Origin of the sequence: Micromonospora sp. FIMYZ51 (genome assembly GCF_038246755.1) — a bacterium.
Taxonomy (GTDB): Bacteria; Actinomycetota; Actinomycetes; order Mycobacteriales; family Micromonosporaceae; genus Micromonospora.
Genome location: NZ_CP134706.1, coordinates 6,582,450 through 6,605,396, shown reverse-complemented (window position 1 = coordinate 6,605,396; position 22,947 = coordinate 6,582,450). Strand labels below are relative to the sequence as shown.

Genomic DNA, 22,947 nt, shown 5'->3' with positions numbered 1-22,947 from the left:
TCACTTGTCGATGTCGCCCACCACGAAGAACATCGAACCGAGAATGGCGATCAGGTCCGGTACCAGGCAGCCGGGCAGCAGGGTGGCCAGCGCCTGCACGTTCGCGTACGACGCGGTGCGCAGCTTGAGCCGCCACGGGGTCTTCTCGCCCCGGGACACCAGGTAGTAACCGTTGATGCCGAGTGGATTCTCCGTCCAGGCGTAGGTGTGTCCCTCGGGGGCCTTGAGCACCTTCGGCAGCCGGGTGTTGATCGGTCCGGTGAGCCGGTCGACCCGGTCCAGGCACTGCCCGGCCAGGTCGAGTGAGGCGTACACCTGGTCGAGCAGCACCTCGAAGCGGGCGTGACAGTCGCCGGTGGTGCGGGTGACCACCGGCACGTCGAGCTGGTCGTAGGCCAGGTACGGCTCGTCGCGGCGCAGGTCCAGATCCAGCCCGGAGGCCCGGGCGACCGGACCGGAGGCGCCGAACGCGGCGGCATCGGCGGCGGAGAGCACCCCGACGCCGACGGTACGGGCCAGGAAGATCTCGTTGCGCCGGATCAGATTGTCCAGGTCGGGCATCCGGCGGCGTACCTCGTCGATGGCGGCTCGGGCCCGGCCCGTCCACCCGGCCGGGACCTCCTCCTTCAGCCCGCCGACCCGGTTGAACATGTAGTGGATCCGCCCGCCGGAGACCTCCTCCATCACCGCCTGGAGCGTCTCCCGTTCCCGGAAGGCGTAGAACATCGGTGTGATCGCACCGATCTCCAGCGGGTACGAGCCGAGGAACATCAGGTGGTTGAGCACCCGGTTCAGCTCGGCCAGCGCCATCCGCAGCCAGGTGGCCCGCTCCGGCACCTCCATGCCCATCAGCCGTTCCACGGCGAGCACGACGCCCAACTCGTTCGCGAACGCGGAGAGCCAGTCGTGCCGGTTGGCCAGCACGATGATCTGCCGGTAGTCGCGCACCTCGAACAACTTCTCCGCGCCCCGGTGCATGTATCCGACGACCGGTTCGGCGGCGATCACCCGTTCGCCGTCCAGGACGAGCTTGAGTCGCAGTACGCCGTGCGTGGAGGGGTGCTGCGGACCGATGTTGAGCACCATGTCCGTGCCGAGTTGCTCGCCACCGGTGCCCGCCACCAGTCCGGCGCCGGTGCCGACGGTCAACTCGCGCAGGTCGCCCGTGGTCATGCCGTCATCGTGCCATGGACTCCGGCCGCCCATGCGGACGCGGCGGCCCGCAGCCGGTCCACCGGCAGATCGACCGGCTGCCAGAGCCACAAGTGTCCGCCGAGGCCGGCCGGGTCGGTCAGCTCGGCCGCCGTGGACGCCTCGGCGAGCGCCCGCACGTACCCGGCCGGGTCGCGGGCGGCCAGCGTCAGCGGTGGTCGTCCGCCGTCGACCCCGAGCGCCCGCAGCCCCGCCCGCTGCGTTTCCAGCACGTACGCACACCGGGCGACCCGCTCACCGGCAGCGGCGACCGAGTCCATGGCGACGTGGGCGGTCACGTCGCACGATCCGTCCGGCACCGGCGGCACCTGCCGTCCGCCCCGGTACCCGGCAAGCGTCCCGCCGAAGGGCCGATCCGCGAGCAGGTGTCCGTAGTCCACGGCCAACGCCAGTCCCCGGTCGACGTGGCCCACCGCGGTGGCCCACGCCTCGTCCCTGCTCCGCCCGATCTCTGCCCGCTCTCCGGTCGGCGGCGCAGTGGGGGGTTCCGGGTAGCCCGACGGTTCCTGCTCGGGCGGCGGGGCAATCGGGGCGTCGCCGATCGGGCGGGGCCACCAGGTGGTCAGCCAGTCAGCGTCCTGCTGGCTCACCGGGTCGCCTACCGCCTCGGCTCCGGTGGTGGGGTCGACGTCCAGGTAGCGCCAGCCGTCCTCGACGTACGTGGCGACGTCCAGGGGGACGTTGTCGAGCCATTCGGTGGCGAGCAGCAGCCCGGTGATCTTGACTGGGATCTGGCCTGTCCAGGTGATCTCTTCGGGGAGGTCGTCGGGGCGGGGCGCGAGTTCGACGGCGGTGAACCGTACCCGCTCGGCAAGCGGAACCGGCGCGGAGGGTGCTGTCTCGGCGGACCTCAGCCCGGGGACCCCCACGGTGATTCGCGCGGACAGCGCGCGAAGCAACTCCCCCCGCCCGGCCCCGACATCGACCACGTCGAACCGCGCCGGAAAACCGAGGACGGCATCGAGCTGGTGGATCATCCGGAGCAGCGCCGAGGCGAAGACCGGTGCCGCGTGCACGCTGGTGCGGAAATGGGCCGCCGGCCCGTTCCCGGAGACGAAGAACCCCTCAGGTTCGTAGAGCGCCCGCTGCATCGCGGTCCGCCAGGGCATCGACATCGGGGGACCTCCTCGGAGCCGGTGAACGATTTCACACATCCTTGTTTCGGATCCCTGTCAGCGACGCATACTTGCCTTCGACCGGTACCCATCTAGAGGACTGGATCGTGACATGAGCGCACCGCTGCGCACCCACTCGGCCGCCCATCGGCAGCCCGCGACCGTGCCGACCGGCCCGGTCGCCGCCCGTTCCGTACTCACCGTCGGCGTCATCGGTGCCGGCCGGGTCGGCGCCACCCTGGGCGCCGCGTTGACCGCCGCCGGTCATCGGGTGGTCGCCGCAAGCGGACTCTCCGGGACGTCCCGGGCCCGGCTGGCGTTGCTGCTGCCCGACGTCCCCCGCCGGCCGGCCGCGTCGGTGGCGCGGGCCGCCACCGACCTGGTGCTGATCGCCGTACCGGACGATGCGCTCGCCGGGGTGGTCACCGGACTGGCCGCCGACGGCGTGCTGCGCCCGGGCCAGGTGGTCGCGCACACCTCAGGCGCGCACGGCTTGGCGGTGCTGGCCCCGGCTGCGGCGGCCGGCGCGCGTCCGCTGGCGCTGCACCCCGCGATGACCTTCACCGGTACGCCCGACGACCTCGACCGGCTGCCCGGCATCTCGTACGGCGTGACCGCACCGGCGGAACTGCGCCCGCTGGCGGCCCGGCTGGTGGCGGATCTCGGCGGGGTGCCGGAGTGGATCGGCGAGGCCGACCGCACGCTCTACCACGCGGCGTTGGCGCATGGCGCCAATCACCTGGTGACCCTGGTCAACGAGGCGGCGGACCGGCTGCGCGAGGCCGGGGTGGGGCAGCCGGAGAAGGTGCTCGCCCCGCTGCTGCGCGCCGCCCTGGAGAACGCGCTGCACCTCGGTGATGACGCACTGACCGGCCCGGTTTCCCGGGGCGACGCGGGTACCGTCGAGCGGCACCTGGCCCGCCTCGCCGCCACCGCCCCCGAGTCGGTGGCGGCCTACCTGGCCCTGGCCCGGCGCACCGCCGACCGGGCGCTGGCTGCCGGCCGGCTGCGCCCGATGGACGCCGAGCCGCTGCTCGATCTCCTGTACTCCGACCACACGGAGGTGGCGGCATGACCGCTCCAGACGCCCTCGACTCGCGTACGGCAGCGGTGCCGCAGCTGGTGCACACCCGAGCCGAGCTGGCCCGGGCCCGCGCCGAACTCACCGGGACGGTCGGCGTGGTGATGACCATGGGTGCCCTGCACGAGGGGCACGAGGAGCTGTTGCGAGCCGCCCGCGAGCGCGCCGACCACGTGCTCGTCACGATCTTCGTGAACCCGCTCCAGTTCGGGCCGAACGAGGACTTCGACCGCTATCCGCGTACCCTCGATGGTGATCTTGAGGTGTGCCGGCGGGCCGGCGCGGACCTGGTCTTCGCCCCGTCGGTGGCGGACATGTACCCCGACGGCGAACCGGCCGTACGGATCGACCCCGGGCCGCTCGGCGCGGACCTGGAGGGACTGAGCCGGCCGGGCTTCTTCCACGGCGTACTCACCGTGGTGCTGAAGCTGCTCCAGCTCACCCGGCCCGACCTGACCTTCTTCGGCGAGAAGGACTACCAGCAGCTGACCCTGGTCCGGCGGATGTGCCGGGACCTGGACGTGCCGGTCGAGGTGGTCGGGGTGCCCACCGTCCGGGAGCCGGACGGGCTGGCCCGGTCCAGCCGCAACCGGTACCTCGCCGAGGACGAGCGGGAGGCGGCGCTGAGCCTGTCGCGGGCGCTGCGCGCCGGTGCCGACGCCGCCGAGGCGGGCCGGGACGCCGGCGCGGTGCTTACCGCCGCACATGCCTCCTTCGGTGCCGGCGAACCCGGTGCCCGACTCGACTACCTGGTCCTCACCGATCCCGACCTGGCGCCGGGACCGGTCTCTGGCCCGGCCCGGTTGCTCGTCGCCGCCTGGGTGGGCGGCACCCGGCTGATCGACAACGCCCCGATCCGGCTCGACCCGGCCCACTGACCCTTCCGAGTTACCCGTACCCGCGAAAGGCGTCCCGATGTACCGCACCATGCTCAAGTCCAAGATCCATCGAGCCACGGTGACCCAGGCGGACCTGCACTACGTGGGCTCGGTGACCGTCGACGAGGACCTGCTCGACGCCGCCGACCTGCTGCCCGGGGAACAGGTGGCGATCGTGGACATCACAAACGGAGCGCGCCTGGAGACGTACGTCATCCCGGGGCGGCGGGGCAGCGGCGTGATCGGCATCAACGGTGCCGCCGCGCACCTGGTGCACCCCGGCGACCTGGTCATCCTGATCTCCTACGGGCAGATGGACGACGCCGAGGCACGCACGTACCGCCCGCGGGTGGTGCACGTGGACGCCGACAACAAGGTCGTCGAGTTGGACGCCGACCCGTCGACCGCCGCCCCCGGCACCGCCGGCACCCCCCTCCCCAACCCCCTTTCGGTGTAAGGAAGGGCCCCCTTTTAACGCCTCGTGTATAGGAAGGGCCCCTTCTTAACGCCTGTCACCCGCCAGCGTCGCGATTCCGGTCTGTCACCGGAAGGTCATTTCTGGTTACCCTGAAGGTGCCGTCGGGAGGCGGTCGCTGGCTGGGGGAGGCGGCGTCATGCAGCGTGCGACGAGAAGCGTGCTCGCGGCCCTCGCCGTGGCAGCGCTGCTCGCCGGGTGCGCCGGCTCCGGTGGACTCGACGGCGACCTGGTCGACGACTGGGCGGCCCTGCCCCCGCCCGGCCCGTTCACCCCGGCCGCCGGGGTGTGTCATGAGGCGGACTTCGCCGCGACGATCTCCGTCCCGGCGTACGCACCGGTCGACTGTGCCGCACCGCACCGGGTGGAGACCGTGCACGTCGGCTCCTTCGCCGGCCAGTTGGGCGAGCCGCCCACCAGCGCGTCGGCCGAGATGCGTACGGCGTTCGCCGACTGCGACAAGCGGGCCAGCGGCTACGTCGGCGACAGTTGGCAGGCCGGGCGGCTCCGCCTGGCGGTGGCGGTACCGTCCGGGCCGGGCTGGGCAGCTGGGTCGAGGTGGTACCGCTGCGACCTGATGGAGCTCACCACCGCCGACGTGGGGGCCGAAGTCGTGGTGCGGACCGGCTCCCTGCGCGACGCCCTCCGCCCACCCTCGGCGTTGCGGCTGGGCTGCCATCAGGCGCGTACCGACCGGAACCGGGTGGTGCAGGCACTGGTGCCGGTGGACTGTGCCAAGCGGCACGACGCCGAGTTCGCCGGGGTGTGGCGGTCCCCCGACCGGCCCTACCCGAAGCGCGGCGTCGACTGGGCGCCGTTCTACGCCGGCTGCCGTTCGGTCCTCGCCCGCTATGCCGGCGTACCGGACGACAATGCCCTGGCCTTCCGCAGCGACGTGGTGGTCCGGCCGCCCAGTGCCGGCCGGTGGCGGGCCGGCGACCGGGGGGTGCGCTGCTATCTGTGGCTCAACGACCGGGCCGTGACCGGATCGCTGAAGAACGCCGGTACGGCCGGCCTGCCGGTGCGGACGAAGTAGCCGGAACCACTCGTCCCGCCCCGGCCGCCCGAGCCGAGATCGCTTCGGGTTGACTGTGGGTATGGACTCACCGACCAGCGGACTGCCGGCAGTGCCGAACCTGCTGGCCGCCCCGGCACCCGGCTGGGTGGAGAGCACCGACGTGATCGTGGTCGGCTCGGGGGTCGCCGGGCTGACCGCCGCGCTGCACCTGCGTGAGGCCGGGCTGCACGTCACCGTGGTCACCAAGGTCAACATCGATGACGGCTCGACCCGTTGGGCGCAGGGCGGCGTCGCTGCGGTGCTCGACCCGGCGGACACCCCGGAGATGCACGCCTCCGACACCGAGATCGCCGGGGTCGGCCTCTGTGACCCGGCGGCGGTACGTGTCCTGGTGGCGGAGGGCCCGACCCGGCTACGGGAGCTGATGCGACTCGGTGCGGAGTTCGACCGCAACGCCGACGGCTCGTTGATGCTCACCCGGGAGGGTGGGCACCGGGCCGATCGCATCGTGCATGCCGGTGGGGACGCGACCGGGGCGGAGATTCAGCGGGCCCTGCACCAGGCGGTCCGCCGTGATCCCTGGATCCGTCTGGTCGAGCACGCGTTGGTGCTGGATCTGCTCCGCGCCCCCGGCGACGGCCCCGACGGGCTCGGCCCGGCCTGCGGTGTCACCCTGCACGTGCTCGGTGAGGGCAGCGAGGACGGGGTCGGTGCCCTGCTGGCCCGGGCGGTGGTGCTGGCCACCGGCGGGATGGGCCAGATCTTCGCGGCGACCACCAATCCGGCGGTCTCCACCGGCGACGGCGTGGCACTTGCCATGCGGGCCGGCGCGGCCGTCACCGACGTGGAGTTCGTGCAGTTCCACCCGACCGCGTTGATCGTGCCGGAACCCGCCCGGGTGCCGGGTGCCGGGCACGCCCAGCAACCGTTGGTGTCGGAGGCGCTGCGGGGCGAGGGTGCGCACCTGGTGGACGCGGACGGCAAGCGGTTCATGGTCGGCCAGCACGAGTTGGCCGAGCTGGCCCCACGGGACGTGGTGGCCAAGGGCATTCACCGGGTGCTGCTGGCCACCGGCGCGGACCACGTCTACCTCGACGCCCGCCACCTCGGCGGCGACTTCCTGGCCCAGCGCTTCCCCACAATCGTCGCCTCGTGCCTGGCCATCGGGGTCGACCCGGGCATCGACCTGATCCCGGTGGCACCGGCCGCGCACTACGCCTCCGGTGGGGTCCGCACCGACCTGCACGGCCGTACGACCATCCCCGGCCTGTACGCCTGTGGTGAGGTCGCCTGCACCGGGGTCCACGGTGCGAACCGGCTGGCCAGCAACTCGCTGCTGGAAGGGCTGGTCTTCTCCCGGCGGATCGCCGACCACATCGCGTCGGGCCTGCCCGAGCAGGCCCGCCCGGCGGAGACCGGGGCATGGCGCGGGAACGCCGGCTGGGTGCTGCCGGCCGCGGCCGTGCCGACCTTGCAGCGGGCGATGACCCGGGGCGCCGGGGTGCTCCGCTCCGCCGCGACGCTCGACGCGAGCGCGGCCGAACTGGTCGAACTGGGCACCGGGCGGGGCACCCCCCGCACCGCAGACTGGGAGGCCACCAACCTGCTCACGGTGGCGACGGCGCTGGTCGCCGCCGGGTACGTCCGGCGGGAGACCCGGGGCTGTCACTGGCGGGAGGACTTTCCCACCGCCGACGAACGGTGGCGCGGCCACCTGGTCGGCGCGATCGGGACCCAGGGCCGGTTGAGCACATGGTGGGAGGACGCCTGATGAGCGAGGAGAGTGTCGGCCTGACGGCGGTGCGGCAGCGGGAGCTGCGTGCGGTCGGGCTGGACCCGGAGCAGGTACGCCGGATCATCGAGAACGCCTTGGCCGAGGACCTCGGCCCGGAGTTGCTCGACGTCACAAGCGTGGCGACCATTCCGGCCGGACAGACCGACACCGCCGACGTGGTGGCCCGGGCCGACGGTGTGGTGGCCGGGTTGACCGTCGCCGCAGCCGTGTTCGAACTGACCGCCCAGGTGACCGGGACGGATCGTACGGTCGAGGTGTCGTTGTCGGCCCGCGACGGCGCGCGGGTGGCCCGGGGCGATGTGCTGGCCACGGTGACCGGCCCCACCCGGGTGCTGCTCACCGCCGAGCGGACCGCGCTCAATCTGCTCTGCCGGATGTCCGGGGTGGCCACCCACACCCGGGCCTGGGCGGACGCGTTGGCCGGCAGCAAGGCGATGGTCCTCGACACCCGCAAGACCACTCCGGGCCTGCGCGCCCTGGAGAAGTACGCGGTCCGGGCGGGCGGCGGCACGAACAAGCGGATGGGCCTGCACGACGTCGCCATGATCAAGGACAACCACAAGTTCGCCGCGGGCGGCGTCGCCGCCGCCTACCGACGGGTCCGGGAGGCGTTCCCGGACGTGCCGGTGCAGGTGGAGGTGGACACCCTCGCCGAGGCGGTGGAGGCGGTCGAGGCCGGCGCGAAGTTCCTGCTGCTGGACAACATGCCCCCGGCGGTGCTCACCGACGTGGTGGCCGCGGTCGGCGATCGGGCCGAACTGGAGGCGACCGGCGGGCTGACCCTGGCCGACGCCGCGGCGGTGGGTGCCACCGGCGTCGACTTCCTCTCCGTCGGGGCGTTGACCCACTCCTCGCCGATCCTGGACATCGCGCTGGACCTGCGTACGGAGTGAGTGCCGCGCGGCGGGGCGTCTAGGCTGCGTGCGTGCTGCTCTGCATCGACATCGGGAACACCAACACCGTGCTGGCGACCTTCGACGGCGACAAGCTGGTGCACTCCTGGCGGATCAAGACCGACGCCCGATCGACCGCCGACGAGCTCGGCCTGATGTTCCGTGGGCTGCTCGCCGGGGACGCCGTCGAGATCACCGGCGTCGCGGCCTGCTCGACCGTGCCGGCCGCGCTGCGTTCGCTGCGGACCATGCTGACCCGCTACTACGGCGAGTTGCCGAGCGTCATCGTGGAGCCCGGGGTACGCACCGGGGTGCAGCTGGCCATCGACAACCCGAAGGAGGTCGGTGCGGACCGGGTGGTGAACACGCTTGCCGCGTACACCCTCTACGGCGGGCCGTCGATCGTTGTCGACTTCGGCACCACCACCAACTTCGACGTGATCAGCGCCCGGGGCGAGTTCCTCGGTGGCGCGTTCGCGCCGGGCATCGAGATCTCCTTCGACGCGCTCGCCGCCCGCGCCGCCCAGCTGCGCAAGGTCGAGGCGACCCGGCCCCGGTCGGTGATCGGCAAGAACACCGTGGAGTGCCTCCAGGCCGGGCTCTATTTCGGTTTCGCCGGGCAGGTGGATCGGATCGTCGAGCGGATGGCCGCCGAGATGGGGGAGCTGAAGGCGGTGATCGCCACCGGCGGGCTGGCCTCGCTGGTGCTCAACGAGTGCCGCACGATCACCCACCACGAGCCGATGATCACCCTGATCGGGTTGCGCATGGTCTACGAGCGGAACATCTGACGCTGGTGGCCGCGGCGCGGGCTGCCGGGCCGCCGAGCGGGTGCCAGTGGGGTCGGTCATGGCCGGCGGACTATCCGGTAACGGCTCGCCGGGCGCTTGAGTACGCTCTGGGCTTGACCCCGCCCGAATTCTCCCGTCGAGGAAGCGTGCCGTGACCCAGCAGAGCCCCGTGCCAGTCGATCCCGCCGATGATCTTCCGGAGCAGATGAAGGTCCGCCGGGAGAAGCGGGAGCGGATGCTCGCCGACGGTGTGCAGCCGTACCCGGTCAGCTTTCCGCGTACCAGCACGTTGGCGCAGGTGCGGTCGCGCTACGCCGATCTGCCCACCGACACCGCGACCGGCGACCACGTCGCGGTCACCGGCCGGGTGATTTTCGTCCGGAACACCGGCAAGCTCTGTTTTGCCACCCTGCGCGACGGTGACGGCACCGAGATCCAGGCGATGCTCTCACTGGACCGGGTCGGTGCCGAGCGGCTGGCGGACTGGAAGCGCCTGGTGGACCTGGGTGACCTCGTGGGGGTCACCGGTGAGGTGATCACCAGCCGTCGGGGTGAGTTGTCGGTGCTGGCCGAGCAGTGGGCCGTCACCGCCAAGGCGCTGCGCCCGCTGCCGGTGGCGCACAAGCCGCTGAGCGAGGAGGCCCGGGTTCGGCAGCGCTACGTCGACCTGATCGTGCGCCCACAGGCGCGCCAGATGGTCCGTACCCGGGCCGCGACGGTGCGCAGCCTGCGTGACTCCCTGCACGGGCAGGGTTTCATCGAGGTGGAGACCCCGATGCTCCAGTTGCTGCATGGTGGTGCGGCGGCTCGGCCTTTCGTGACCCACAGCAATGCACTCGACACCGATCTGTATCTCCGAATCGCGCCGGAACTGTTTCTCAAGCGCGCTGTGGTCGGTGGGATCGAGCGGGTCTTCGAGATCAACCGCAACTTCCGTAATGAGGGCATCGACTCTTCGCACTCGCCGGAGTTCGCGATGCTGGAGGCGTACCAGGCGTACGGCGACTACAACACCATGGCCGAGTTGACCCGGAATCTCGTCCAGCAGGCGGCGCTCGCGGTCAGTGGCTCCACGGTGGTGACCCACGCCGACGGTCGCGAGTTCGATCTGGGCGGTGAGTGGCGCTCGGTGAGCCTGTTCGGCGTGCTTTCCGAAGCGCTCGGCGAGGAGGTCACGGTGCACACCGACCGGGCCCGCCTGGTCGAGTACGCGGACAAGGCGGGCGTGGCCGTCGATCCCAAGTGGGGGACGGGCAAGTTGGCCGAGGAGTTGTTCGAGGAGTTGGTCGTGCCGGGCCTGGCGGCACCGACCTTCGTGCGGGACTACCCGGAAGAGACGAGTCCACTTACCCGGGGGCACCGGAACGAGCCGGGCCTGGCCGAGAAGTGGGACCTTTACGTGCTCGGGTTCGAGTTGGCCACCGCGTACTCGGAGTTGGTCGACCCGGTGGTGCAGCGGGAGCGGCTGGTCGCCCAGGCGCAGTTGGCCGCCCGCGGCGACGACGAGGCGATGCAGCTGGACGAGGACTTTCTCCGGGCGATGGAGTACGGAATGCCACCGGCCGGTGGCATGGGAATGGGAATCGATCGACTCCTGATGGCGCTGACCGGCCTGGGAATTCGCGAAACCATCCTCTTCCCGTTGGTGCGCCCTGAGTAGTCAGTAGGAAACTTAGCGGCTCGTTAGCGCATCCTATTGACGTGGCAAGCATCGTACGGGTTATTCTGCTCTTGCAGTTGGCAGTAGTAGCCCTGCTCGAAAGGAATGTGGGACGTGGCCAAGCAGATTATTCACAAGCTGGTCGATGACCTGGACGGCGGGGACGCGGACGAGACCGTCAAGTTCGCGCTCGACGGCGTCCAGTACGAGATCGACCTGTCGAGTTCGAACGCCGAGAAATTGCGTGACGTATTCGCCCAGTACATCGCCCATGGGACCAAGGTGGGTCGGGGCGGTGTGGTCGTCGGTGGCCGGGCCGCCCGCGGTCGGGGTGGTGCGACCGCCGACCGGGAGCAGAACAAGGCCATCCGGGCCTGGGCCCGCAAGGCGGGCAAGGACATCTCCGACCGGGGTCGAATCCCGCAGGAAATCGTCGACGAGTACCACGCCAAGGCCGGTCACTGACTCGGTGTTGCGCCAGCAACGAGGCCGGCCCGGGACATCCCGGGCCGGCCTCGTCGTATTTGGGGCAGGTGTACCGTTTGTCCCATCCTTGTTCGTGGCCGGGACTATCTCCCGTGGGTCGGGCGTTGTCCACAGCCGGTGGATGCCTTGTCCACAGCCTGTGGATGGCGTCGAAGGGGACGCCGTCCGTCCGCTGGGAGCCCTCCGTGCGGCGTTCCGGCGGTCTGCGGCTGCCGACCGAATTTCGCTCTGCGCGTACAGCCGCCACGCCCGGAACAGCCGTTGAGCGTGGAGGGTTGTGCAAAACGACGCGTACCGGGCCTCCGGCACAGACACACGAGGTCAGCCGAGTCGGTTCGCGGCGATAGAGTAATGAGGCGCGGACGCCCGTCCTGGGCGCTCGCGTATCCGGCGCCGCCGAGAGTCTTGACCACCAAGATCGAGTGCGCACGGCACGTGAGGAGCACGAGGGCATGTTCGAGCGGTTCACCGACCGAGCGCGACGGGTTGTCGTCCTGGCCCAGGAAGAGGCCCGGATGCTCAACCACAACTACATCGGTACGGAACACATCCTGTTGGGCCTGATCCACGAGGGTGAGGGCGTCGCGGCCAAGGCCCTGGAGAGCCTCGGGATCTCGCTGGAGGGCGTCCGCCAGCAGGTGGAGGAGATCATCGGCCAGGGCCAGCAGGCGCCGAGCGGGCACATCCCGTTCACGCCGCGGGCCAAGAAGGTGCTGGAGCTGTCGCTGCGCGAGGCGCTACAGCTCGGCCACAACTACATCGGCACGGAGCACATCCTGCTCGGCCTGATCCGTGAGGGTGAGGGCGTCGCCGCCCAGGTGCTGGTCAAGCTCGGCGCCGACCTCAACCGGGTCCGCCAGCAGGTGATCCAGCTCCTCTCCGGCTACCAGGGCAAGGAGCCTGCCGCGGCGGGTACCGCGCCGGGTGAGGCCGCGCCGTCGACCAGCCTGGTGCTGGACCAGTTCGGCCGGAACCTGACCCAGGCGGCCCGCGAGGGCAAGCTCGACCCGGTGATCGGGCGCGAGAAGGAGATCGAGCGGGTGATGCAGGTGCTCTCCCGCCGTACCAAGAACAACCCGGTCCTGATCGGTGAGCCCGGCGTCGGTAAGACCGCCGTGGTGGAGGGGCTGTCCCAGAAGATCATCAAGGGCGAGGTGCCCGAGACGCTCAAGGACAAGCAGCTCTACACGCTCGACCTGGGCGCGCTGGTGGCCGGTTCCCGCTACCGCGGTGACTTCGAGGAGCGCCTGAAGAAGGTGCTCAAGGAGATCCGCACCCGGGGCGACATCATCCTGTTCATCGACGAGATCCACACGCTTGTGGGTGCGGGTGCCGCCGAGGGCGCGATCGACGCGGCGAGCATCCTCAAGCCGATGCTGGCCCGTGGCGAGCTACAGACCATCGGCGCGACCACCCTCGACGAGTACCGCAAGCACCTGGAGAAGGACGCCGCGCTGGAGCGCCGCTTCCAGCCGATCCAGGTGGGTGAGCCGTCGCTGGCCCACACCATCGAGATCCTCAAGGGTCTGCGGGACCGCTACGAGGCGCACCACCGGGTGAGCATCACCGACGCCGCGCTGGTGGCGGCGGCGACGCTGGCCGACCGGTACATCTCCGACCGGTTCCTGCCGGACAAGGCGATCGACCTGATCGACGAGGCCGGTGCCCGGATGCGGATCCGCCGGATGACCGCGCCGCCAGACCTGCGCGACTTCGACGAGCGCATCGCCCAGGTGCGTCGCGACAAGGAGTCCGCGATCGACGCGCAGGACTTCGAGCGCGCCGCCCAGCTGCGGGACAAGGAGAAGCAGCTCCTTGGGCAGAAGGCGCAGCGGGAGAAGGAGTGGAAGGCCGGTGACCTGGACGTCGTCAGCGAGGTCGACGACGAGCAGATCGCCGAGGTGCTGGGCAACTGGACGGGCATCCCGGTCTACAAGCTGACCGAGGAGGAGACCTCGCGCCTGCTGCGCATGGAGGACGAGCTGCACAAGCGCGTCATCGGCCAGGAGGACGCGGTCAAGGCGGTCTCGAAGGCGATCCGGCGTACCCGGGCCGGCCTGAAGGACCCGAAGCGCCCATCCGGCTCGTTCATCTTCGCCGGCCCGTCCGGTGTGGGTAAGACCGAGCTGTCCAAGGCGCTCGCCGAGTTCCTGTTCGGCAGCGAGGACGCCCTCATCCAGCTGGACATGTCCGAGTTCCACGACCGGTACACGGTGTCCCGACTGGTCGGTGCCCCGCCCGGTTACGTCGGCTACGACGAGGGCGGACAGCTGACCGAGAAGGTGCGTCGTCGGCCGTTCTCGGTGGTCCTCTTCGACGAGATCGAGAAGGCCCACCCGGACGTGTTCAACACCCTGCTCCAGATCCTGGAGGACGGGCGGCTCACCGACGGTCAGGGCCGGATCGTGGACTTCAAGAACACGGTCATCATCCTGACCACCAACCTCGGTACCCGGGACGTGGCCAAGGCGGTCTCGCTCGGCTTCCAGGCGTCGGAGGACTCGGACTCGAACTACGACCGGATGAAGCAGAAGGTCAACGACGAGCTGAAGCAGCACTTCCGGCCCGAGTTCCTGAACCGGATCGACGACACGATCGTCTTCCACCAGCTGCGTCAGCAGGAGATCCTGTCGATCGTCGACATCATGATCGCCCGCATCGAGACCCAGCTGCGCAACAAGGACATGGGCCTGGAGCTGACCGACAGCGCCAAGAAGTACCTGGCGGTCAAGGGCTTCGACCCGGTGCTGGGCGCGCGACCGCTGCGTCGCACGATCCAGCGCGACATCGAGGACAACCTCTCCGAGCGGATCCTCTTCAACGAGCTGACCCCGGGTCAGATCGTCGTGGTGGACTGCGAGGGCGACCCGAACAACATCGACAAGTCCAAGCTCGTCTTCCACGGCTCCGACCGGCCGGTCGAGGTGCCGGACGCGGTCCCAGCCGAGCTCGGCGGCAGCACGGCCGCCGCGGGTGCGGACGAACAGGCAAGCTGATTCACCCTTCGGCGGCCCGGTGGCAGATGCCACCGGGCCGCCGTCGTCTGCGCTGGCGACGCAGCCCTCGCCGAGCAGACCAACTGAGTCAGCAGCTCAGCGAGGCAGCAGTGCCGGCGGTGCCGGCGGGTCAGCGGGCCAGTGGAGCTGGCGGTCCGTCGCCGATCAGGCGGAACGACGCCTCGCCGACCGGCTCGACCAGTCCGTCGGTGACGAGCCCGGCCAGCGCCCGGGCCCGCTGCACGTCGTCCGCCCAGACCTGGTCCAATCGCTGCTGCGGCACGGGCCCGGTCGCCTCCCGGAGTAGTCCGAGCAGCAACCCGCGTACCTGCCGATCGGTGCCCGCGTAGCGCTGCGGCCGGCGGGTGGGACCGGCCGGGGCGACCTGCCCCGAGGCCCGCCAGGCGCAGGTCGTCTCGACCGGGCACGCGCCGCAGCGCGGGGCACGGGCGGTGCAGATCACCGCGCCGAGTTCCATGATGGCGGCGCTGGCGAGTGCGGCGGCGGCCGGCTCGACGGGCAGGAGTTCCTCGGTCGCGACCAGATCGGCGGGCCGGGTCGCCGGACCCGCGTCCGGTTCGCCGGCCACCGCTCGACAGACCACCCGGCGTACGTTCGTGTCGACCACGGGGTGCCGCTGGCCGTACGCGAAGGCCGCCACCGCCCGCGCGGTGTACGTGCCGACGCCCGGCAGGGCGAGCAACTGCTCCAACCGGTCCGGCACGGTCCCGCCGTGCCGCTCGACAATGGCCACCGCACATTCCCGCAGCCGTACCGCCCGGCGCGGATAGCCGAGCCGTCCCCACATCCGGATCGCCTCGGCCGGACTGTCCGCGGCCAGCGCGGCCGGCTTCGGCCAGCGGTCCAGCCAGGCATGCCAGGCGGGCACCACCCGGGCCACCGGAGTCTGTTGGAGCATGACCTCGCTGACCAGGATCGCCCACGCGGTCACGCCGGGCCGGCGCCACGGCAGGTCCCGGGCGTTCTGCTCGTACCACCGGCTCACTCGTCCGGCGAATGTCGGTTCTGTCATCGCGCCGCCGATGATGTCACGCGCCGCGGTCCCGTTGCGTGGACGGTACGGTCGGGCCGCCGTCATCGGCCTACGCGGATCAGGGAGAATGCCCGGATGAACGAGCTTGCGATCACCGTCATCGGCCGGGATCGGCCCGGCATCGTGGCCGACGTCGCCGAGGTGCTCGCCCGGCTCGGGGCCAACCTCACCGACAGCACGATGACCCGGCTGCGGGGGCACTTCGCGATGACCCTGATCTGCGTCGGCCCGGCCGCCGCCGAGGTCGAGGCCGCGTTGGCGCCACTCGCCGCCGACAGCCACCTGGTGGCGACGGTACGCGGCGTGACGCACGACGGCGAAACGGCACCGGCCGGCGAGCCGTACGTGATGGCGGTGCACGGCGCGGACCGGATGGGCATCGTGGCGGCGATGACGCGGGTGCTTACCGATGCCGGTGGCAACGTCACCGACCTGAGCACCCGGCTGGCCGGCTCGCTCTACGTGGTGGTCGCCGAGGTCGATCTGCCGCCCGGTGCGGCCACCGCGCTCGCCGGCCGGCTGGCCGACACCGCTGCCGAGTTGGGCGTCGAGGTGACCCTCCGGCCGGCCGAACCGGATCTGCTGTGACCGGGCACCGGGACGGGTCTGACCTGGACCCACAGCCGGAGACGTACCCGGGCCTCGGCGACTGGACACCGGAGACGTTGGGCGCCGGTCGGGTGCTTCCGGTGGTTTCCGCCCCGCAGGCCGTACTCAGCCGAGCCGGTGTCGAGGTCGACCCGACCGCCGCCGAGACGGTGCAACTGGCGGCCGACCTGATCGCCACGATGCGGGTGTCACCGGGTTGCGTCGGCCTGGCCGCCCCGCAGGTGGGCGTCGGCGCGCAGGTGTTCGCGGTAAACGTGACCGGGCACGCCAAGGCGGTGACCGTGCACGGCACGTTCGCGCTCTGCAATGCCCGCGTGGTCGAGGCGACCCGGTGGAAGACGGGCCGAGAGGGGTGCATGTCGGTGCCGGACCTGACCGGTGACGTCAAGCGCGCCAGTCGACTTGTGGTCGAGGGCGTGTTGCCCGGCAGCGGCGAGCCCGTGCGCCTGGTGACGGATGGTTTCGAGGCCCGTGCCCTGCAACACGAGATCGACCACTGCGCCGGTCTGCTCTTCCTGGACCGGGTGGCCGGTGCGCACGCGATCTACCAGCGCAAGGTCTATCTCTGAGCCGGTCGTGCCGGCACCGTCGGTAACTGTCCGAGCGGGCGTCGCTGCGTGCGGTCGGTGCGGACTGTCGAGAATGGAGGATCTACTCCGATGGCTCCCGGACGCTCCGGCGCGTCGCTACCGTCCGTCGCACCCGCCGCCGCTACCGTGGGGGCATCATGCGTCTGACGGTCGGCCCCCTGCCTCCCGCCGTGTACTGGCGGCGTCGCGCCGTTGTGCTCGGTGCGGTCCTGCTTTTCCTGGTCGTTCTGGTCTACTCGTGCAACGGGCCGCGCAGCGGCAACGACGCGACCGGCAACGGCCAGCCCGATCCGGGCGTGTCATCCGGCACCCCGGAGCCCTCCGGGTCGGTGCTGACCCCGCAGACCGGTACGCCCCCGTCGGGTGACGCCGGAGCCGGCCCCGACGGCGGGACCAGTCCTGACGGCGGGACCGGTCCCGACGGCGCAACCGGCTCGGGCGCCACGCCGTCGACGGGTCTCACCACCGAGCCGAACGCCGGCAACGAGGCACCGGCACGGCCGGTGGTCGACGACGGTGCCTGCACGGACGCCGAACTCTCGGTGACCGCCGTGGCCCTGCCCGCACAGGTCGTCCGTGGTGCCGCCGTCGACCTGCACCTGAAGGTCCGCAACCGGTCCGAGCGGACGTGCAGCCGGGATGTCGGCGCGACCGCGCAGGAGCTGTACATCAAGTCCGGCGCCGAGGTGATCTGGTCGTCGGACACCTGCGGCACCGCCGCCGGCTCGGACGTGCAGTCGTTCACCTCCGGCTTCGAACGCTCCTACCGGGTGGATTGGAACGGCAAGGACAGCAGTCGGTGCGTCGACGGAGTGGCGAACGGGCCCACCCCGCCGGCCGGGACGTACGAGGTATTCGCCCGGGTGGGCACCAAGCGGAGCCAGCCGGTGAAGCTCGTCCTCACCGACTGAGCGCGCGGGGTCAGACGTACCGTTCGAGGATTGATGCCTCGGCGAGCCGGGACAGGCCCTCGCGTACGCCCCGGGCCCGCGCGTCGCCGACCCCATCGACCGTCTGTAGGTCCTCGACCGTGGCGCCGAGCAGGCGCTGGAGGCTGCCGAAGTGCATCACCAGCCGGTCCACCACGGACACCGGCAGCCGGGGCACCTTGGCCAGCAGCCGGAACCCGCGCGGGCTGACCGCCGCGTCCAGGGCGTCCGAGGCGGCCGGGTAGCCGATCGCCTTGGCCACCGAGACCAGGTCGATCAGCTCGGTGGCGCTGAGCAGATCCAGCTCGACCAGGGCCTCGTCAAGCGTGCGTGACTTGCGCCCGGTGGGCAGGTAGTCCCGGATGACCAGGGTGCGGTCGGCGTCCACCCCGGCCATCAGCTCGTCCAGTTGCAGGGCGAGCAGCCGGCCGTCGGTGCCCAACTCCACCACGTAGCCGGCGATCTCGTCGGCGATCCGGCGGACCATCTCCAGCCGCTGCACCACTGCCACCGCGTCGCGTACGGTGACCAAATCCTCGATCTCCAGTGCGGAGAGCGTGCCGGAGACCTCGTCGAGCCGGAGCTTGTAACGCTCCAGGGTGGCCAGTGCCTGGTTGGCCCGGGACAGGATGGCCGCCGAGTCGTCCAGCACGTGCCGCTGGCCGTTGACGTAGAGGCTGATGATCCGCATCGACTGGCTTACCGAGATCACCGGGTAGCCGGTCTGCCGGGCGACCCGCTCCGCGGTGCGGTGCCGGGTGCCCGACTCCTCGGTCGGAATGGTCGGATCGGGCATCAGGTGCACCGCCGCGCGGACGATCCGAGTGCCGTCGCTGGAGAGCACCACTGCGCCGTCCATCTTGCACAGCTCGCGGATCCGGGTGGAGGAGAACTCGACGTCCAGCGGGAAACCGCCGGTGCACAGCCCTTCGACGACCTTGTCGTAACCGAGGACGATAAGCGCACCCGTCCGGCCGCGCAGGATGCGCTCCAGACCGTCGCGCAGTGCGGTGCCGGGTGCCATCAGCGCCAGATTGGCACGCAGCGGGTCGCCGACGCTGCCGCCGCCGGTCACGCTGATGCTGATCGGACGGGCGGGCGAGCCCACGGCAGCGGTGCGGGCGTGGGGCGTCGCGCCGGCAGGCTTGGTGGTATCGCGATCGACTGGCACGGGCACAGTCTACGGACTGCCCTGCGTTGGGTGCTGTCGCGGTTACTGTGATGTGTCACGATCCCACCCCTCGGCCGGTGTCGGGCGGATCACCCGAGACGTGGCTTTCCTTCCCGTTCACTCCGCCGACGCCCGGGCCACGGCCTGCAATGCCGAACGAACGTCGTTGACCTCGATCACCCTAAGCTGCTCGGGTCCGGCACCGGTGCTCGCCGGACCGCAGCCGGGCGGCACCAGGGCCAGCCGGAAGCCGAGCCGGGCCGCTTCGGAGAGCCGGCGGGGCACCGCGCCCACCCGGCGTACCTCGCCGGTCAGGCCGACCTCGCCGATCGCCACCAGGTGGGGCGCGATCGCCAGGTTCAGGCCACCGGAAGCGACGGCGAGGGCGACGGCGAGGTCGGCAGCCGGCTCGACCACCCGGATGCCGCCGACGGTGGCCGCGAAGACCTCCCGGTCGTGCAGGGTGAGCCGTTCGGTCCGGCGTTGCAGCACCGCAAGCACCATCGCCAGCCGGGCGGAGTCCAGCCCGGAGACGGTACGCCGGGGCGAGCCGGCCACGGTGGCACCGATCAGCGCCTGCACCTCGGTCACCAGTGCCCGACGCCCCTCCATCGCCACTGTCACGCAGGTGCCCGGCACCGGCTCGGAGTAGCGGGTGAGGAACAGGCCGGACGGGTCGGCGAGGCTGCTGATGCCACCCTCGTGCATCTCGAAGCAGCCCACCTCGTCGGCGGCGCCGAACCGGTTCTTGACCCCGCGTACCAGCCGCAGCGAGGAATGCTTGTCGCCCTCGAAGTGCAGCACCACGTCGACCAGGTGCTCAAGCACCCGGGGGCCGGCCACCTGGCCGTCCTTGGTGACGTGGCCGACCAGCACGGTGGCGATTCCGCGCTCCTTGGCCACCGCGACGAGCGCGGCGGTGACCGCCCGGACCTGGGTCACCCCGCCCGGCACCCCTTCGGTGCCGGTGGTGGAGATGGTCTGCACCGAGTCGAGCACCAACAGGCCGGGCTTGACCGCGTCGAGGTGGCCGAGGACCGCCGCGAGGTCGCTCTCGGCGGCCAGGTAGAGCTGCTCGTGCAGAGTGCCCATGCGCTCGGCGCGCAGCCGCACCTGGCTGACCGATTCCTCGCCGCTGACCACGAGCGAAGGGCTGCCCGCCCCGGCGGCCCACTGCTGGGCGACGTCGAGCAGCAGGGTGGACTTGCCGACCCCGGGCTCACCGGCGAGCAGGACCACCGCCCCGGGCACCAGCCCGCCGCCGAGCACCCGGTCCAGCTCGCTGACCCCGGTGGGCCGGGCTCGGGCCGGTGCCGCGCTGATGGTGGCGATCGGCCGGGCCGGCTCGGCGGGCATCCGGGAACTCACCACCCGGCCGGAGACGGTGGGGCCGGTGACGGTGCATTCGACCACTGAGCCCCACTCGCCGCACTCGGGGCAGCGCCCCACCCACTTCGGGGGCTGGTGGCCGCAGGCGTCGCACTCGTACGCGGGCCGGGGCTCGCGGGCGGCGGCCCGGCCACGTCCGGCGCCTGCGCCCCGGGCCGGGGTCGATCGGGAGATGCTCACCCGAGGGACGCTAACCCCCGGGTACGACGACGGCGCCGCCGGCCTGGTTCACCACGCCGGCGGCGCCGCCGAAAGACTGCGGGAGAGCTGGCTCAGTGGCCGCCTTCACCCTCGTACTCCGTGTGTCGCTCGATGATCGGCGACGGTGGCGGGGCCGGGGAGAGCGGCACGGCGATCGGTGCCGGAGTGGTGATCGTGTCGCCACCGCCGAAGTCGAAGGCCAGCGTGACGTTCTGCCCCGGCAGCAGGGCCGAGTTCAGCCCGACGAGCTGGAGCACCCGCTCACCCTCGGCGTTCAGCTGCACGTAGCTCAGCGGCGGGATCTCGATCCGGGCCGGCTCGGCGGCGGCTTCGGTCGGGGTGGTCTCGGGCGACTCCGTCGGTGACGGCGAGCCCTCGGGCGAGGGCGACTCGCCCGCCCCGGGCGTGCCCTCGGGCGACGGCGAATCGGTAGGCGTCGGGGATGCGGTGGGCGACGGGCTGTTCGCGGCGCTCACCGTGGTGATCACCACCTCGCGGGCGTCCGTCGAGCTGACGGTGACCGTGACCGGGTTCTGGGTGTCGTTGTAGAAGAGGGCGTTGAGCACCGCGTTGTCGCCGGCCCGGTAACCCTCGACGCCGGGGTAGGAGACCAGCACACCCCGCACGCCGTACGCGCCCGCGTCGGCCTGGAGGTCGATGCCCTGGGCGGACGGCACCTTGTTCGCCGTCTCGGAGATCTGGCCGGCGCCGCACCCGGACAGCAGCAACAGCGCGGCTGCCGTCGCGATCCCGGGCAGCAGCACGGCAGCCCGCCGGGAACCCCTGATCGAGCGCGTCACGTCGGTCCTCCTCGTCACGATCACGCCCGGCTACGCCGCCGGACCCGCTGGCCATACCCGCGCAGACCGGGCTCCAGGGTAGTTGGCGCTGATCGTGGCCCGCACGCCGACCCTGCGCAGCTACCTGACGGGGTTAGCCTCAGACCAGTCGACCGCTCGCCACCAGCAGGACGACATCGATCATGGCCACCAGCATCGCCGCCCGGAACGCGGTCACCGGTCGGCTGCCGGCCCGGTCGGCTCGCCGGCCGGACCGCCAGGCCAGCGCCAAGATCACGACGGCGGTCCCGGCCACCGCGAGCCCGACGCCTGACGGCGGGCCCGGTGGCCCGAGCACCAGCGTGACCGTCGCCGCGATCAGCAGCCCGGTCGCGGCGAGCCGGCTGCCGGTCGGGCCCAGTCGATGTGGCAGCCCGTGCACGCCGGTCCGCGCGTCGTCGGCGAGATCGGGCAGGACGTTTGCGAAGTGCGCGCCCGCGCCCAGCAGGGCGGCGGCGGCGACCAGCCACGCCGGTGGCGGCGGTGCGCCGGGCAGCGCCGACACCACGAAGGCGGGCAGCGCACCGAAGGAGATCGCGTACGGCAGCACCGAGATCGGTGTCGACTTGAGCGGCCAGTCGTAGAGCAGAGCCGAGAGCAGGCCGGTAACGGCCCAGAGCGCCGCGACCGGATTCGTGGTCAGCGCCAGGGTCACGGTGGCCGCGGCGGCAAGTACCGCCGCCACCGCCACGGTGCGCCGGCCGACCGCGCCGGCGGCCACCGGCTTGTCGGTACGCCCCACCATGGCGTCCCGGTCGGCGTCGAGCAGATCATTTGTCCAGCCGACCGCGAACTGGCTGGCCGCCACGGTGAGCGCCACCACGGCGAGGCCGCCGTTCGAGTGCCCGACTCCGGCCGCGAGCAGGGCGGCGACCACGGTGACGGCCGCGGTCGGCTCCGGATGGCTTGCCCTGACCAGCCCTAACACCGTCGACGACATAACGGAAGTCTGGTCGTTACCGGGGAGTCGTGCCACGCTCGGAGCCATGCGTGATGCCGGTCTCCGTCTGTCTCGCAACGATCCGCGCCAGTACGACGAACTGGCCGGCGAATGGTGGCGGCCGGACGGTGCCTTCGCCATGCTGCACTGGTTGGCCGAGGCGCGGGCGGCGATGGTGCCGCCGGCGACGCGGCCCGACGCGCTCCTGGTCGACCTCGGTTGTGGCGCCGGACTGCTCGCCCCGCACCTGGCCGGCAAGGGCTACCGGCATGTGGGCGTGGACCTGACCAGGTCGGCGCTGGCCCAGGCCGCCGAGCACGGCGTCACGGTGGTCAACGGCGACGCTACCGCGGTGCCGCTTGCCGACGCCTGCGCCGACGTGGTGGCCGCCGGTGAGCTGCTGGAACACGTCCCGGACTGGCGTGCCGCAGTGGCCGAGGCGTGCCGGTTGCTGCGCCCTGGTGGACTGTTGGTGGTGGACACCCTCAACGACACCGCACTGAGCCGGCTGATCGCGGTCGAGATCGCCGAGCGGCTACCCACCGTGCCGCGGGGCATCCATGATCCACGGTTCTTCGTGGACGACCGGGAGTTGGTGGTCGAGTGCGCCCGGCACGGGGTGGACCTGCGGGTGCGCGGTGTGCGACCCGGCGTACCGGGGCTGCTGCGCTGGCTGCTCCGCCGGGTCGGCGGCGCACGGACGCCCGGTGGCGGGACGCCGCGCATCGTGCCCACCTGGTCGACCGCCGTGCTCTACCAGGGCCGGGGGGTACGCGGCGGATAGCGGATCCCGGCGGGGGTATGGAGAGGGCGACGAGGGGGTTC

At 71.5% G+C, this 22,947-nt stretch carries 21 protein-coding genes; 14 read left to right on the top strand and 7 right to left on the bottom strand.

The window, feature by feature from the left end; translation table 11 throughout:
* Both QQG74_RS29730 and QQG74_RS29725 read right to left on the bottom strand, forming a co-directional pair.
* Positions 1–1,173 carry an NADH-quinone oxidoreductase subunit D gene (locus QQG74_RS29730; protein WP_341717944.1) on the bottom strand — a complete coding sequence of 391 codons (1,173 nt, stop codon included), beginning with the start codon at positions 1,171–1,173 and terminating at the stop codon, positions 1–3.
* Complete coding sequence (locus QQG74_RS29725) at positions 1,170–2,327, bottom strand: SAM-dependent methyltransferase (protein WP_341717943.1); 1,158 nt, start codon at positions 2,325–2,327, stop codon at positions 1,170–1,172. Before QQG74_RS29725 ends, QQG74_RS29730 begins: the two co-directional genes overlap by 4 nt.
* 112 nt (positions 2,328–2,439) lie before the next feature.
* Here QQG74_RS29725 and QQG74_RS29720 point away from each other — a divergent pair, with 112 nt between their 5' ends.
* From QQG74_RS29720 to QQG74_RS29675, 10 genes are all read left to right on the top strand, one after another.
* Positions 2,440–3,402 carry a Rossmann-like and DUF2520 domain-containing protein gene (locus QQG74_RS29720; RefSeq protein WP_341717942.1) on the top strand — a complete coding sequence of 321 codons (963 nt, stop codon included), beginning with the start codon at positions 2,440–2,442 and terminating at the stop codon, positions 3,400–3,402.
* Positions 3,403–3,437: 35 nt separating this feature from the next.
* Positions 3,438–4,286: a pantoate--beta-alanine ligase gene (panC, locus tag QQG74_RS29715; RefSeq protein ID WP_341721438.1), complete on the top strand. Its 849-nt coding sequence runs from the start codon at positions 3,438–3,440 to the stop codon at positions 4,284–4,286.
* A gap of 37 nt (positions 4,287–4,323) precedes the next feature.
* Complete coding sequence (gene panD / locus QQG74_RS29710) at positions 4,324–4,743, top strand: aspartate 1-decarboxylase (protein WP_341717941.1); 420 nt, start codon at positions 4,324–4,326, stop codon at positions 4,741–4,743.
* 157 nt (positions 4,744–4,900) lie between these two features.
* Positions 4,901–5,797 carry a septum formation family protein gene (locus tag QQG74_RS29705; protein WP_341717940.1) on the top strand — a complete coding sequence of 299 codons (897 nt, stop codon included), beginning with the start codon at positions 4,901–4,903 and terminating at the stop codon, positions 5,795–5,797.
* A 61-nt stretch (positions 5,798–5,858) separates the two neighbouring features.
* Positions 5,859–7,550, top strand: coding sequence for an L-aspartate oxidase (locus QQG74_RS29700; RefSeq protein ID WP_341717939.1), 1,692 nt, complete (start codon positions 5,859–5,861; stop codon positions 7,548–7,550).
* Positions 7,550–8,467 (top strand): carboxylating nicotinate-nucleotide diphosphorylase, encoded by a 918-nt coding sequence (gene nadC, locus QQG74_RS29695; protein ID WP_341717938.1) that lies wholly within the window; start codon positions 7,550–7,552, stop codon positions 8,465–8,467. The genes QQG74_RS29700 and nadC overlap by 1 nt, the downstream gene beginning before the upstream one ends.
* Before the next feature lie 32 nt (positions 8,468–8,499).
* A complete protein-coding gene (locus QQG74_RS29690; RefSeq protein ID WP_341717937.1) occupies positions 8,500–9,258 on the top strand; it encodes a type III pantothenate kinase in 759 nt (252 codons plus the stop codon).
* Between the two features lie 151 nt (positions 9,259–9,409).
* Positions 9,410–10,918, top strand: coding sequence for a lysine--tRNA ligase (gene lysS / locus QQG74_RS29685; RefSeq protein ID WP_341717936.1), 1,509 nt, complete (start codon positions 9,410–9,412; stop codon positions 10,916–10,918).
* Between the two features lie 114 nt (positions 10,919–11,032).
* The gene (locus QQG74_RS29680) at positions 11,033–11,383 is read left to right on the top strand and encodes an Lsr2 family protein (RefSeq protein WP_111242545.1); all 351 of its coding nucleotides are present in this window, start codon (positions 11,033–11,035) and stop codon (positions 11,381–11,383) included.
* A 473-nt stretch (positions 11,384–11,856) separates the two neighbouring features.
* Positions 11,857–14,400, top strand: a complete 2,544-nt coding sequence (locus QQG74_RS29675) for an ATP-dependent Clp protease ATP-binding subunit (RefSeq protein ID WP_341721437.1) — start codon at positions 11,857–11,859, stop codon at positions 14,398–14,400.
* Positions 14,401–14,530: 130 nt separating this feature from the next.
* On the opposite strand, the gene QQG74_RS29670 is transcribed toward QQG74_RS29675, so the two are convergent.
* Positions 14,531–15,433: an A/G-specific adenine glycosylase gene (locus tag QQG74_RS29670; RefSeq protein ID WP_341717935.1), complete on the bottom strand. Its 903-nt coding sequence runs from the start codon at positions 15,431–15,433 to the stop codon at positions 14,531–14,533.
* A gap of 96 nt (positions 15,434–15,529) precedes the next feature.
* Between QQG74_RS29670 and QQG74_RS29665 the strand changes: the two genes are divergently transcribed.
* The 3 genes from QQG74_RS29665 to QQG74_RS29655 all read left to right on the top strand — a co-directional run bounded on the left by QQG74_RS29665 (position 15,530) and on the right by QQG74_RS29655 (position 17,564).
* Entirely contained in the window at positions 15,530–16,042 is a 513-nt protein-coding gene (locus QQG74_RS29665) for an ACT domain-containing protein (protein ID WP_341717934.1), read from the top strand.
* The gene (locus tag QQG74_RS29660; RefSeq protein ID WP_341717933.1) at positions 16,039–16,632 is read left to right on the top strand and encodes a peptide deformylase; all 594 of its coding nucleotides are present in this window, start codon (positions 16,039–16,041) and stop codon (positions 16,630–16,632) included. Before QQG74_RS29665 ends, QQG74_RS29660 begins: the two co-directional genes overlap by 4 nt.
* A 158-nt stretch (positions 16,633–16,790) precedes the next feature.
* The gene (locus QQG74_RS29655; protein ID WP_341717932.1) at positions 16,791–17,564 is read left to right on the top strand and encodes a hypothetical protein; all 774 of its coding nucleotides are present in this window, start codon (positions 16,791–16,793) and stop codon (positions 17,562–17,564) included.
* Positions 17,565–17,574: 10 nt separating this feature from the next.
* Here the strand turns inward: QQG74_RS29655 and disA are convergent, their stop codons facing one another.
* From disA to QQG74_RS29635, 4 genes are all read right to left on the bottom strand, one after another.
* The gene (gene disA, locus QQG74_RS29650) at positions 17,575–18,753 is read right to left on the bottom strand and encodes a DNA integrity scanning diadenylate cyclase DisA (protein ID WP_341717931.1); all 1,179 of its coding nucleotides are present in this window, start codon (positions 18,751–18,753) and stop codon (positions 17,575–17,577) included.
* Positions 18,754–18,870: 117 nt separating this feature from the next.
* A complete protein-coding gene (radA, locus tag QQG74_RS29645; RefSeq protein WP_341717930.1) occupies positions 18,871–20,322 on the bottom strand; it encodes a DNA repair protein RadA in 1,452 nt (483 codons plus the stop codon).
* Between the two features lie 92 nt (positions 20,323–20,414).
* Positions 20,415–21,143 carry a hypothetical protein gene (locus QQG74_RS29640; protein WP_341717929.1) on the bottom strand — a complete coding sequence of 243 codons (729 nt, stop codon included), beginning with the start codon at positions 21,141–21,143 and terminating at the stop codon, positions 20,415–20,417.
* A gap of 139 nt (positions 21,144–21,282) precedes the next feature.
* Positions 21,283–22,122, bottom strand: a complete 840-nt coding sequence (locus QQG74_RS29635) for a UbiA family prenyltransferase (protein WP_341717928.1) — start codon at positions 22,120–22,122, stop codon at positions 21,283–21,285.
* Between the two features lie 46 nt (positions 22,123–22,168).
* Here QQG74_RS29635 and QQG74_RS29630 point away from each other — a divergent pair, with 46 nt between their 5' ends.
* Positions 22,169–22,906: a methyltransferase domain-containing protein gene (locus QQG74_RS29630; RefSeq protein WP_341717927.1), complete on the top strand. Its 738-nt coding sequence runs from the start codon at positions 22,169–22,171 to the stop codon at positions 22,904–22,906.
* Positions 22,907–22,947 lie beyond the last annotated feature (41 nt).

Bases quoted from the DNA above. Each gene is read 5' to 3' on its own strand.
- QQG74_RS29700 (WP_341717939.1), top strand. From the start codon at position 5,859: ATGGACTCACCGACCAGCGGACTGCCGGCAGTGCCGAACCTGCTGGCC.
- panD (WP_341717941.1), top strand. From the start codon at position 4,324: ATGTACCGCACCATGCTCAAGTCCAAGATCCATCGAGCCACGGTGACC.
- QQG74_RS29720 (WP_341717942.1), top strand. From the start codon at position 2,440: ATGAGCGCACCGCTGCGCACCCACTCGGCCGCCCATCGGCAGCCCGCG.
- QQG74_RS29705 (WP_341717940.1), top strand. From the start codon at position 4,901: ATGCAGCGTGCGACGAGAAGCGTGCTCGCGGCCCTCGCCGTGGCAGCG.
- QQG74_RS29725 (WP_341717943.1), bottom strand. From the start codon at position 2,327: ATGTCGATGCCCTGGCGGACCGCGATGCAGCGGGCGCTCTACGAACCT.
- QQG74_RS29665 (WP_341717934.1), top strand. From the start codon at position 15,530: ATGAACGAGCTTGCGATCACCGTCATCGGCCGGGATCGGCCCGGCATC.
- QQG74_RS29630 (WP_341717927.1), top strand. From the start codon at position 22,169: ATGCGTGATGCCGGTCTCCGTCTGTCTCGCAACGATCCGCGCCAGTAC.
- nadC (WP_341717938.1), top strand. From the start codon at position 7,550: ATGAGCGAGGAGAGTGTCGGCCTGACGGCGGTGCGGCAGCGGGAGCTG.
- QQG74_RS29730 (WP_341717944.1), bottom strand. From the start codon at position 1,173: ATGACCACGGGCGACCTGCGCGAGTTGACCGTCGGCACCGGCGCCGGA.
- QQG74_RS29655 (WP_341717932.1), top strand. From the start codon at position 16,791: ATGCGTCTGACGGTCGGCCCCCTGCCTCCCGCCGTGTACTGGCGGCGT.
- QQG74_RS29635 (WP_341717928.1), bottom strand. From the start codon at position 22,122: ATGTCGTCGACGGTGTTAGGGCTGGTCAGGGCAAGCCATCCGGAGCCG.
- QQG74_RS29675 (WP_341721437.1), top strand. From the start codon at position 11,857: ATGTTCGAGCGGTTCACCGACCGAGCGCGACGGGTTGTCGTCCTGGCC.
- QQG74_RS29670 (WP_341717935.1), bottom strand. From the start codon at position 15,433: ATGACAGAACCGACATTCGCCGGACGAGTGAGCCGGTGGTACGAGCAG.